The organism is Proteiniclasticum sp. (assembly GCF_032054185.1).
GTDB lineage: Bacteria > Bacillota > Clostridia > Clostridiales > Clostridiaceae > Proteiniclasticum.
The window spans coordinates 167,791-179,310 of record NZ_DAMBTF010000003.1; the positions used below are offsets into that span (position 1 = coordinate 167,791).

Annotated in this window: 12 protein-coding genes and 1 other annotated feature; all 12 genes read left to right on the forward strand. The window is 41.0% G+C overall.

Annotation, left to right across the window (positions count from 1 at the left end; translation table 11 throughout):
• The first annotated feature begins 134 nt into the window (after positions 1-134).
• Positions 135-307, forward strand: a binding site (T-box leader).
• 65 nt (positions 308-372) lie between these two features.
• The 12 genes from alaS to RTX25_RS02900 all read left to right on the forward strand — a co-directional run bounded on the left by alaS (position 373) and on the right by RTX25_RS02900 (position 11,112).
• Positions 373-2,991, forward strand: coding sequence for an alanine--tRNA ligase (alaS, locus tag RTX25_RS02845; protein ID WP_312650225.1), 2,619 nt, complete (start codon positions 373-375; stop codon positions 2,989-2,991).
• A gap of 103 nt (positions 2,992-3,094) precedes the next feature.
• Positions 3,095-3,349, forward strand: a complete 255-nt coding sequence (locus tag RTX25_RS02850; RefSeq protein ID WP_312650228.1) for an IreB family regulatory phosphoprotein — start codon at positions 3,095-3,097, stop codon at positions 3,347-3,349.
• Positions 3,350-3,493: 144 nt separating this feature from the next.
• Complete coding sequence (gene ruvX / locus RTX25_RS02855; protein ID WP_312650270.1) at positions 3,494-3,913, forward strand: Holliday junction resolvase RuvX; 420 nt, start codon at positions 3,494-3,496, stop codon at positions 3,911-3,913.
• A 17-nt stretch (positions 3,914-3,930) separates the two neighbouring features.
• Complete coding sequence (locus RTX25_RS02860) at positions 3,931-4,200, forward strand: DUF1292 domain-containing protein (protein ID WP_312650229.1); 270 nt, start codon at positions 3,931-3,933, stop codon at positions 4,198-4,200.
• A 1-nt stretch (position 4,201) separates the two neighbouring features.
• Positions 4,202-4,699 (forward strand): Fur family transcriptional regulator, encoded by a 498-nt coding sequence (locus RTX25_RS02865; protein ID WP_312650232.1) that lies wholly within the window; start codon positions 4,202-4,204, stop codon positions 4,697-4,699.
• A complete protein-coding gene (locus RTX25_RS02870; RefSeq protein ID WP_312650235.1) occupies positions 4,680-6,347 on the forward strand; it encodes a ribonuclease J in 1,668 nt (555 codons plus the stop codon). Before RTX25_RS02865 ends, RTX25_RS02870 begins: the two co-directional genes overlap by 20 nt.
• A 17-nt stretch (positions 6,348-6,364) precedes the next feature.
• Entirely contained in the window at positions 6,365-6,712 is a 348-nt protein-coding gene (locus tag RTX25_RS02875) for a YlbF family regulator (protein WP_312650238.1), read from the forward strand.
• 221 nt (positions 6,713-6,933) lie between these two features.
• Entirely contained in the window at positions 6,934-8,751 is a 1,818-nt protein-coding gene (typA, locus tag RTX25_RS02880) for a translational GTPase TypA (protein ID WP_312650240.1), read from the forward strand.
• Positions 8,752-8,797: 46 nt separating this feature from the next.
• The gene (mltG, locus tag RTX25_RS02885; protein ID WP_312650243.1) at positions 8,798-9,820 is read left to right on the forward strand and encodes an endolytic transglycosylase MltG; all 1,023 of its coding nucleotides are present in this window, start codon (positions 8,798-8,800) and stop codon (positions 9,818-9,820) included.
• A gap of 102 nt (positions 9,821-9,922) precedes the next feature.
• Positions 9,923-10,501 carry a 5-formyltetrahydrofolate cyclo-ligase gene (locus RTX25_RS02890; RefSeq protein ID WP_312650246.1) on the forward strand — a complete coding sequence of 193 codons (579 nt, stop codon included), beginning with the start codon at positions 9,923-9,925 and terminating at the stop codon, positions 10,499-10,501.
• 210 nt (positions 10,502-10,711) lie between these two features.
• Positions 10,712-10,915 (forward strand): hypothetical protein, encoded by a 204-nt coding sequence (locus tag RTX25_RS02895; RefSeq protein WP_312650248.1) that lies wholly within the window; start codon positions 10,712-10,714, stop codon positions 10,913-10,915.
• Positions 10,912-11,112, forward strand: a complete 201-nt coding sequence (locus RTX25_RS02900) for a hypothetical protein (RefSeq protein ID WP_312650250.1) — start codon at positions 10,912-10,914, stop codon at positions 11,110-11,112. The genes RTX25_RS02895 and RTX25_RS02900 overlap by 4 nt, the downstream gene beginning before the upstream one ends.
• The last annotated feature ends 408 nt before the right edge of the window (positions 11,113-11,520 follow it).

Below are 11,520 nucleotides of genomic sequence, written 5' to 3' on the forward strand. Positions count from 1 at the left end.
TTATGCTTCAATAATAAAGATTTCTTCAGAATGAGATGAAAAATCACTCGGATGTCGGCTGGATCATGCAGGGAGTGATTGACTTTATGAAACGTAATGAGTATACTTTATAAGTAATAAATCAAAGTTTTCAATATGTGACGTTGATGAGGAAGAGTAGCTATATTTTCTACCTGCAGAGAGAAGGCGGTCTGGTGCAAGCCTTTGGAGAAATGTCGTGAAGCCGCCTTGGAGTCAGTTCTTAAGAGATGAGTGCTGTGCATTCATAATTAGGGTGGTACCGCGGAAGTATGCTTTCGTCCCTTGCTGGGATGAGGGCTTTTTTATTTACATCAATATAAAAATGAGACCTGAAAAGATGGAGGAATTATAATGGAAAAACTGACAACAAATGAAATCAGAAAAAAATATCTCGAATTCTTCAGAGAGAAAGAACACTATGTCATGGAGAGTTTCCCACTTGTCCCTAAGGACGATAAGTCACTGCTACTCATAAATGCCGGAATGGCACCGTTAAAGCCATATTTCACTGGGGTTAAGATTCCTCCATCAAAGAGGGTGACGACCTGTCAGAAATGCATCAGAACAGGTGATATCGACAATGTAGGTCGAACGAAGAGACATGCGACATTTTTTGAAATGCTCGGGAATTTCTCTTTCGGTGACTATTTCAAAGAAGAAATCATTCCATGGGCATGGGAATTTGTCACTGAAGTCCTTAAAATCGATAAATCAAAGCTTTACGCAACAGTCTATCTGGAAGACGATGAAGCTTTCAAAATCTGGGAAGAGAAGACCGACATCGATCCTGCAAGGATATTCAGACTCGGAAAAGAAGATAATTTCTGGGAGATCGGTGTAGGACCTTGTGGTCCATGCTCAGAAATCCATTACTACAAGGGTTCGGATGAAATCAGAACCACTGAAGATTTTATCGCCGCTTCAGACCGTGACGAGATGACGGAATTCTGGAATCTTGTTTTCACTCAGTTTGATAAGGATGAAGAGGGTAACTATAACCTTCTCTCCAGCCCGAACATCGACACTGGTATGGGCCTTGAACGAATGGCGACCATCATGCAGGGTGTGGATTCCATATTTGAAATTGATATACTCAGAAATGTAATTGACAAGGTTTCTGAAGTAACCGGAAAAACCTATGGGCACAGCAAAGAAGAAGATGTGTCCATCAGAATCGTTGCGGATCATGCTAAGAGTATTGCCTTCCTCATCGGTGACGGCGTTCTTCCTTCCAATGAGGGAAGAGGATATGTTCTGAGAAGACTGTTAAGAAGAGCTGCACGGCATGGTAGAGTTCTTGGACATAAAAAGCAGTTTCTGAATGAAATCATAGCGGCTGTCATGGACAGCTATGGCGAAGCCTACCCCGATCTTCTGGACCGAAGAGAATATATCGAAAAAATTGTGGATCTTGAAGAAAAGAAATTCCATGAAACTCTTGATGCCGGGATGGAAATGCTGCTCGGATTCATGCGTGAGACAGAAGGTGACACATTCAGTGGAGAGCATGCTTTCAAGCTGTACGACACATACGGTTTTCCTCTTGAGCTTACTGAAGAGATTCTTCTTGAGAAGAACATGAAGATCGATCTTGATGCGTTCAGGAAGGAAATGAACGATCAGCGGCAGCGTGCCCGATCTGCCAGAGGCGAGAGCTCATACATGGGTTCGGAAAACTCTGGAATAGATCTTCTGGAAGAGCCTGTTTCAACAGAATTCACCGGATATCACGCGCTGGAAACTGAAGCTGATATTTTATTCATATATAATGATCAGCATGTTCTAGACCAGATGGAGAGTGGAAATAAAGGGTATGTTGTGTCTGACAGAACGCCTTTCTATGCGGAAATGGGCGGACAGGTGGGCGATATCGGTACAATTTCTACTGAAGATTTCACAGCAGAAGTTATCGATACAAAAAAGAGCAGAAATGGAAACACAGTACATCTTGTCGTGGTGACGGAAGGAAACCTCGTGCCAGGCAAAGCTCTGTTTAAGGTGGATGGACACATCAGAAGAAGTACGGAAAGAAACCATACTGCAACTCATATCCTGCACAAAGCTCTGAAACTTGTACTTGGAAGCCATGTCAATCAGGCTGGATCGGTTGTACTTCCTGATAAACTGAGATTTGACTTCAATCACTTCCAGGCGATGACGGATGAGGAAATCAGAAGAGTGGAAGAGATCGTCAATGAGGAAATACAGAAAGCGACACCGGTCAGCACTGATATCATGTCTATGAGTGAAGCGAAAACTTCTGGTGCTATGGCGCTTTTTGATGAAAAATATGGCGATGAAGTAAGAGTACTGTCAGTGGGTGATTTCTCAAAAGAGCTCTGTGGGGGTACCCATGTTCGAAACTCAGGAGAAATCGGGCTTTTCAAGATAGTATCTGAAGCCGGAATCGCATCAGGCGTGAGAAGAATTGAAGCGGTTACAGGTATGAACTCCTTCAGGCTATTCAATGAACAGGAAGCTGTTCTTGCTGAGCTTCAGCAGTTACTTAAGGCAGGGAAAAACGACATTGTCAGCAAAGTCTCATCTAATCTTTTGGAAGTCAGAGCACTGCACAAAGAAATAGAGGAATCCAGAAAGTCCCAGTCACTTGGTTATGTTGATGAGCTTCTGCTTAAAAAGGAAATGATCAATGGTACTCATCTTGTCAAGGGTGAAGTGGTGAATGTGGAAGCTGGAGATCTTAGAGATCTCACAGAAAAAGTCCTGGACAAGCTTCAGTCCGGAGTTGTCGTTCTTGCCTCAAAAGGTGAAGGCAAGGTGAATTTCTCCGTAATGATCTCCAAGGATAAAGTGAAGGACGGTCTTCATGCAGGAAAGCTGATCAAGGAAATCGCAGCAGTTGCGGGCGGAGGCGGCGGTGGAAGGCCGGATATGGCTCAGGCTGGAGGAAAGAATCCGGAAAAGCTAGATGAAGCTCTTGATCTCGTCAGTGCACTTCTGATGAAATAAGTTAATTCCTTAAGTTGTCTATACAATTTAAACGGAATAACTTATAATATAGATATTGAGATACTATTTTCAAGGGGGGTGAAGCTGCTTCTGCAGCGTTGTTATGAACAATAAAGATCATACCATGCAATTTGACTTTGAGAAGGATAAGAGCAATCTGACCAAGGCGATACTTGAAGAAGTATATAATGCGCTTAATGAAAAGGGATATAATCCTGTAAACCAGCTGGTTGGATATATCATCTCAGGTGACCCGACGTACATTACAAACTATAACGGAGCAAGAGCCCTAGTAAGAAAACTTGAGAGGGATGAAATCCTTGAAGAGGTTCTGAAGTCCTATTTGAACATAAAATAATAGGAGGGGATACCTGAAGCAGGTATCCCTATTGCTTTTATTCTCATAATGTGCAAGAATGATACGACAAAAAACTTAAGGTTTTTTTGGTAAAAGTTTGATACAATATGATTGTATCACCATTGAAAGGATTTAAATTTATTGATGAGGTATATAGGACTGGATGTTGGCGATAGAACCATCGGGGTTGCTGTAAGCGATCCTTTAGGCTACACTGCACAAGGCATAACCACCGTAAGAAGAAAATCTCTTGAGAAGGATTTTGAGAATCTGAGGGAGATCTTCAGTAATTATGAAATTTCAGAGATCATTGTGGGACTCCCGAAGAACATGAATGGAACCATTGGACCCCAGGCTGAAAAAGCCATGGAATTTGGAAGGGTCCTAGAAGAAGAGTTCGGACACAAGGTGATTTTCTGGGACGAAAGACTGACAACCATGGCTGCACACAGAGCCATGCTGGAAGCGGATATGTCGAGGAAAAAGAGAAAAGGTCTGGTGGATAAAATCGCAGCCACCTACATACTTCAAGGATATTTAGATAAAATAAGCAGCACAAAATAAGCAAAGAGGTGAAAATTATGGAAGATATGACAGACTTAATTGTACTGACAGATGACGAAGGAAATGAAGTTGAAGTCGAGATCGTAACGAGACTTGAAATTGAAGAAGTTGAATATTTCATCGTTTCTCCAGTAGACAGCGACGAAGAAGACCCGGTATTTACAGCACTAAAAGTTGTATATGACGAAGAGGGTACAGAATTTTTCGAGACTGTTGATGACGACGTGGAAATTGCCATGATTGAAGAGGCATACAGCGTCATTTTCGATGAAGACGGGCTAAACTAAAATGGTTAATTCATATACCAGTGAGGATATCCTGAAAATAACCAACAAGCTCAAGAAAAGTGGCTATAAACTTACTCCGCAGAGACAGGCAATTGTGGATACCATAATTGACAGCGTGGGTAAGCATTTGACAGTGGAAGAGATATTTGACATCGTTAAACAGAGAAGACCAGAGATTGGTCTTGCTACAGTGTACCGAACGATCATGCTCATGCATGAGCAGAATATCGTTACACGTCTTGACCTGATTGACGGAACAGCGCGTTATGAACTGGCAAGAGATGATGAACATCATACTCACCATCATCTCGTATGTCTGAACTGTTCAACGGTATTTGAATTTATGGACGACCTCCTGGATCCTTTGGAAGAGGAAATTGGAAGAAAGTACAATTTCAAAGTTCTCGATCATAGCCTAAAGTTTTACGGTATTTGTAATGAGTGCGCTAAAGAGGAAAAGATTAAGGAGGAACTGAATAATGACAAAAGAGAAGGATAATGTAAAGATTATACCTCTTGGCGGAACAAATGAGATTGGAAAGAATATGACAGTTATCGAATATAAGGATGAAATCATCGTGGTGGACAGTGGACTTAAATTTCCAGATGATGACATGCTGGGTATCGATGTAGTCATTCCTGATATAACATATCTTGTTAAGAATCAGGAGAAAATCAAGGGTATATTTATTACCCACGGACATGAGGATCATATCGGAGCGCTGCCATATGTGTTGAAGCAGATCAACGTTCCTGTATATGCGACCAAACTGACTGCAGCTTTAATTAATCTGAAGCTTGTGGAGCATCGCATTGCGGATACTGTCACAATGAATATCGTCAAAGCAAAAGATGTGATTAAACTGGACAAGATGTCTGTAGAGTACATCAAAGTGAACCACTCCATTGCAGATTCGTGTGCACTTGCAATACATACTCCGCTGGGAGCTGTGGTTCATACAGGTGACTTCAAAGTGGATTACACTCCGGTAGACGGAGAAGTGATCGATCTGCAGAGATTTGCAGAGCTTGGGAAAAGAGGGGTGCTTGCACTTCTTTGTGATTCCACCAATGTGGATCGAGAAGGATTTACAATTTCAGAATCATCAGTTGGAGAAAGCTTTAAAAGAATTTTCCACGGAGTCAAAGGAAGAATCATCATTTCCACATTTGCATCAAACGTACATCGTATCCAGCAGATCATTGAAGCTGGGGTAGCAGAGGGAAGAAAGATTGCAGTTTCTGGAAGATCAATGGAGAATATCATTCCCATTGCTCTGGAGCTTGGCTATCTGACTATGGATGAAAAGCACCTTGTTTCCATCGATGATGTGAGAAAGTATCCTGATGAACAGATACTGATTGTCACAACAGGAAGCCAGGGAGAACCGATGGCTGCTCTATCAAGAATGGCCAACAATATGCACAGAAAAATTCAGGTCAAGCATGGTGATACCATCGTATTCTCATCCTCACCTATTCCAGGTAATGAGAAGCCGATTTTCAGAACCATCGACAAACTTGCAAAACTGGGTGCGGATGTCGTTTACGGAAAACTGGAAGCGATACATGTATCAGGACATGCCTGCAAGGAAGAAATCAAGCTGATCCATACCCTGACAAAACCACGTCATTTCATTCCGGTCCACGGTGAGTACAGAATGCTGAGAGAGCATCGTGATCTGGCAATCAGGATGGGTATGGATGCAGGGAATATCGTACTTCCTGAAAACGGAGATGTCATCGAAGTGCACAGAAGAGGAATCAGGAAATCAGGTACAGTGAACTCAGGTCACGTCCTCATTGATGGTCTCGGTGTCGGAGATGTCGGAAGAATTGTGTTAAGAGACAGAAAGCATCTTTCTGAAGATGGAATCATTACAGTGGTCGTCACTATGGATAAAGAAAATGCCACGGTTGTTGCCGGACCTGACATCATCACAAGAGGATTTGTATATGTCAAGGAAGCTGAAGAGCTTATGGATGGCGCAAGAAAAGTGGTCATAGCAGCACTCAATGATTGTGAAGACAAGCAGATCACGGACTGGAATGTGCTGAAGAATGTCATCAAGGATACTTTAAAGAATTATCTTTTTGAAAAGACAAAGAGAAGACCTATGATTCTACCGATCATCATGGAAGTCTAATAGGAGGTATAAATAAGTTGAATATTTATGACAAATTCAATGAATTAGCAGCGGAGCTTAAGGTGAACCCGGATGTGGTGGCTTTCAGGGATGCAGCTTTAAAAATTCAATCTGACGAAACCAAAACAAAAATGCTTGAGGATTTCAGAAAAATTCAGATAGCAGCTTATACAGAATCTATGGAGAGCGGTAAAGTCACTGATGAGACAACAGAGAAGATGCAGAATTTCGCATCAGTAATCAAGACCAATCCGGACATCAATGAATATCTTCAGGCTGAAGTAAGGTTTTCCATACTTTTTGAAGATATGATGAAAATCATCAATGATGCTGTAGGTGTCGATGTGATCGGTGCCGGAAAGTAGTCCTTCTATAACAGAAAAAAACAGTTGTGGGGCAGCAAGGAGACTTGCTGCTTCTGTTATTTCTCTGGAGACATAAAGGTGTGGTCACAAAACGAAAAAGAAAGATAAAAAATATATTTTGGCATAAACCGATTACATGGAGCGGCACTCCTGTAAAGTTTCCACAGATGGCGGAATTTGTGCTATAATAACTTGTTAGATACGAAAAATGGAGGAATAAGATGTCATATAAGAGAGAGAATGTCAGAAACATAGCAATCATTGCCCACGTTGATCATGGTAAGACCACACTGGTGGATGCTATGCTTAGACAGTCAAATACATACAGAAGCAATGAAAAAGTGGAAGAGAGAGTAATGGACTCCAACGACCTGGAAAAGGAAAGAGGAATTACAATCCTTTCAAAGAACACATCCATCACATACAAAGGTTACAGAATCAATATCGTAGACACACCTGGTCATGCCGATTTCGGTGGTGAGGTGGAACGAGTTCTGATGATGGTAGATTCAGTATTACTTGTGGTGGATTCAAATGAAGGGGCAATGCCTCAGACAAAGTTTGTATTGAAGAAAGCACTTGAACAGGGACTTAACCCTATGGTTGTAGTCAATAAAATCGACAAGAAAGATGCAAGACCGGATGAAGTCATTGACGAAGTCTTTGACCTGTTCGTAGAACTGGGTGCAAATGATGAGCAGTGTGATTTCCCGATCATCTATGCATCCGCAAAAGATGGCTATGCAGCTGATGAACTGGAAGATGAGATGACTAATATGATTCCTCTCTTCGAAAAGATCATCGACTATGTCAAGCCTCCAGAAGGAGATATTGCAGGTCCTCTGCAGATGCTCATCACAACTCTTGACCACAACAACTTTGTGGGCAAGATTGCCATCGGTAAGATCATAAGAGGTATCGCCAAGAGAAATCAGGCTATTGCAATTATTGATACGGATGGTAATATAAAGAAGACAACAATATCGAATCTTTATCTATATGATGGATTAAAGAGAGTAGATACAGAAGAAGCTGCAATAGGAGATATCGTAGCGATTTCAGGAATAGGTGATGTACATATCGGAGATACAGTAACCGATGCCAATTCACCTGAAGCACTTCCTTTTGTACATATCGATGAACCGACACTTTCCATGAACTTCATGGTCAATGATTCTCCATTTGCAGGACAGGATGGCAAGTACATCACATCCAGACATTTAAGAGACAGACTGATGAAAGAGCTTGAAACGAACGTATCACTCAGAGTAAACGAACTGACACCAGATACTTTTGAAGTGTCCGGCAGAGGAGAGCTTCATCTTTCCATCCTTATCGAAACCATGAGAAGAGAAGGATTTGAAATTCAGGTTTCAAAGCCTAGGGTCATCAATAAGGAAATTGACGGAGTAATGATGGAGCCGATGGAATACCTGACAATAGACGTTCCGGAAGAATTTATGGGAACTGTCATGGAGAAACTGGGGCCTAGAAAAGGTGAGATGGTCAACATGACCTCAGCTGTCAACGGTTATACCAGACTTGAATTTGTCATTCCTGCAAGAGGTCTGATCGGATTCAGAAATGAATTTATGACGGATACTCGTGGTAACGGAATCATGAATCATGTTTTCCAGGGCTATGATAAAGTCAAGGGAGAAATGCCAGGAAGAAGCAGAGGATCACTCGTTGTCTTTGAAACTGGAGAAGCAATCACCTATGGTCTTTACAATGCACAGGAAAGAGGAACACTCTTCATTGAAGCGGGTGTACCTGTTTACGCAGGAATGGTCTGCGGAGAATGTTCAAGAGCTGAAGATATCGACGTTAATGTCTGTAAGAAGAAGCAGCTGACAAATACCAGATCTTCTGGAGCAGATGATGCACTGAAACTGGTTCCTGTAAAGAAAATGACTCTTGAAAACTATCTGGAATTTGCTGCTGACGATGAAATTGTTGAAGTTACACCTTCAACAATCAGACTCAGAAAGAAATTCCTTGATCATACACAGAGAAAGAGAGCGGCAAGAAACAAATAGCGGCTATAAACTGTAAGGAAATGAAATGAACCAGGGGGGACGACCATTGAAGAAATTCTTGATTTTTCTACTGATTATGTTTTTGGTGATTGGAGGCGCTGCTTTTTTCGGATGGACATACTACAACAGTATCGGGGAAAGACCCTTAAAAACGGATGAAGAAATCCTTGAGGTTGTTGTAGAGCCAAACGATAATTTCAGCAGACTGCTGACAAAACTTGATAATGAAGGACTGCTTCGGAACCTTCTGGTAACGAGGATATATTTCAGACTCAATCCGATTGAAACTGCATTGAAACCAGGCACATTCGATATCCACGGTAAATCTTCTTTACATGAGATTGTTACTGAACTAAATGAAGGTGTGGATAAATATGAGGTGACTGTGACTATACCGGAAGGTCTTACCATCGAACGTATGGGAGAAGTCTATGAAGAAAAAGGTCTCTTCAGCAAGGAATCCTTTATAGAAGCTGCAAAGAACTATATCGTTCCAAGCTGGCTTGAAAACAATGATCAGAAGAGATACGTCCTTGAAGGTTATCTGGCACCGGCAACATATAAATTCAAACTGGGACAGGCGCCTAGCTATGTGGTGGATACCATGTATAAGGCATTTGTCAACAGAATGAACGGTATCATCGAGGAAACCAAGGATACTCTTCCTACAGATGAATGGAACGAAATCGTGACCATTGCCTCCATGATTGAAAGGGAAGCGGCAAATGTGGAAGAGATGCCAAGAGTAAGTTCTGTCATCTACAACAGACTGTCCATAGCCAAAAAGCTGCAGATTGATGCTACAGTCGTCTATGCCTTAGGCCTGACTGCCAAAGATACAGTCACTCTGGATGATCTTAAAGTGGACTCTCCGTATAATACGTATGTTGTACCGGCACTGCCGATCGGACCTATTGCAAGTCCTGGCGCTGCAGCCATCAAAGCTGCACTTAGACCGGAAGTGACCGAGTATATCTATTACGTGCTCGATCCTGCAGCAGGACAGCATTTCTTTACAAGTGACTATAATGAGTTCCTTCGCAAGAAGTCTGAATTCGCAAACCAGTAAACCGAAATCCTCTTACCTGAAGTTATTCAGATGGTAAGAGGATTTTTTGCTATAATGGAGAAGAAAAGCATAACCATGATACTGGTATGGAGGTAAATTGAGATGAATGAAGATCAGAATATTAAACTTGAAAAAAAAGAACTGAGGAAAAAATCGATTCTTAAAATGAGCGGTCTGAGCCGAAAATACAGAAAGGATGCGTCAGAAAAGATACTTGGAGAGCTTGTCAAGCATAAAGACTATCTTCTTGCAGGTACAATCTTTATCTATGTCGGGACAGATCATGAAGTCGATACGACGCTCATTATTAAGGATGCTCTTGCAAAAGGCAAAAAAGTGGTTGTACCTAAGACGATTTCTCTGGGGCATATGGAAGCCTGTGAGATTGACACCATGAAAGATCTATACCCGGGAAGGCATGGTATTCTGGAACCTAAAGATACCTCCTACACCATTGATCCGGGTGCCATCGATGTCGCTTTCATTCCTTGTGTGGCTTATACAGATGAAGGCTTCAGATTAGGCTATGGTGGAGGGTTTTATGACAGGTATCTTCCACGTGGAACATTCAAAAGGATTCTTGTCGCTTTCAGTGAAATGGAAGTTGAGAAGCTGCCAAGAGATACATTTGACGAGAAAGTGGATGGGATTCTTACGGAAAAAGGATATCAGTCTGTATAAAACTTCAAACGGGGAAGATTATTACAGTCTTTCCGTTTCACTTCTGATTGAACTACAAGGAGCATAAGTGGTTTTTATAAGTCTCTAGCATTTGGTATATCTAAAATTTATCTATTATTAAATTTATTTATACATTTACCTATTGATTGTATATAAATAATTTAAGAGTCATAATGAGTATGATCTACAGACAATCAAGGAGATGGATATATGAGAAAACTATTTACCATATTATCTTTGGTGAGTTTTATTATCATAGTAGGTTGCACAAAGGGGATTCCTGATTTAAAGGGTTCTTACCAGGGGGATCGGAATGAGGTTGGATATGTTTTTCTTTTGACTTTTCAGCCGCATGATGCTGGTTTTGTTGGGTACATTGATATAGGGAAGTTGATAGAGGAACGTATAAGATGACCGAAAAAAACAGATATCAGTTAATCAGTGATAGGCAGAACTTTGAAATTTCATTAAATGCTGAAAATTCCTTTGAGATCACCAATAAAAACCTCAACAATGGTAAACCCTTTCTACTTAGAAATATTGATGATACGCCAATATATATTTCCACAGAATTTGATGATGTAGAAAATTACAGGACTATATTAGATTAGATTAGGACAGGATATGAGACTTGCAGAAAGAAATCATTCATTAATATGCAGCAGAAGATATTGAAATTGAATAACTTCTGCTGCATATCTTTTTTTGTGAAATACAGTTATGATAGCACACGTCCTGAATATTGCTAGAGATAATCATAAGTTATTGATGCTGGAAAAAAGGATTGAATTTGACTGTCTTTTCGTTTTAATGTATGCATTGATATCGAATACCAGTAAACATGAGCGTTTATCTGTGATATGTAAATCAAGGGGAGCAAAATGAACAGAATTAAACTTATGAACAAAGATTTTGAAGTCGGTCTGAATTGTAAAAAAGGCTTCAAATTCTGTCCAAAACCTTATGCTATAATCCCGACTTTGACAGTTGGAAGAAGCTGAAACAGCTAGAAACGCCCT

Coding starts and splice junctions, on each gene's coding strand:
- typA (WP_312650240.1), top strand. CDS start 6,934: ATGTCATATAAGAGAGAGAATGTCAGAAACATAGCAATCATTGCCCAC.
- RTX25_RS02850 (WP_312650228.1), top strand. CDS start 3,095: ATGAACAATAAAGATCATACCATGCAATTTGACTTTGAGAAGGATAAG.
- RTX25_RS02870 (WP_312650235.1), top strand. CDS start 4,680: ATGACAAAAGAGAAGGATAATGTAAAGATTATACCTCTTGGCGGAACA.
- RTX25_RS02890 (WP_312650246.1), top strand. CDS start 9,923: ATGAATGAAGATCAGAATATTAAACTTGAAAAAAAAGAACTGAGGAAA.
- RTX25_RS02900 (WP_312650250.1), top strand. CDS start 10,912: ATGACCGAAAAAAACAGATATCAGTTAATCAGTGATAGGCAGAACTTT.
- alaS (WP_312650225.1), top strand. CDS start 373: ATGGAAAAACTGACAACAAATGAAATCAGAAAAAAATATCTCGAATTC.
- RTX25_RS02865 (WP_312650232.1), top strand. CDS start 4,202: ATGGTTAATTCATATACCAGTGAGGATATCCTGAAAATAACCAACAAG.
- RTX25_RS02860 (WP_312650229.1), top strand. CDS start 3,931: ATGGAAGATATGACAGACTTAATTGTACTGACAGATGACGAAGGAAAT.
- RTX25_RS02895 (WP_312650248.1), top strand. CDS start 10,712: ATGAGAAAACTATTTACCATATTATCTTTGGTGAGTTTTATTATCATA.
- ruvX (WP_312650270.1), top strand. CDS start 3,494: ATGAGGTATATAGGACTGGATGTTGGCGATAGAACCATCGGGGTTGCT.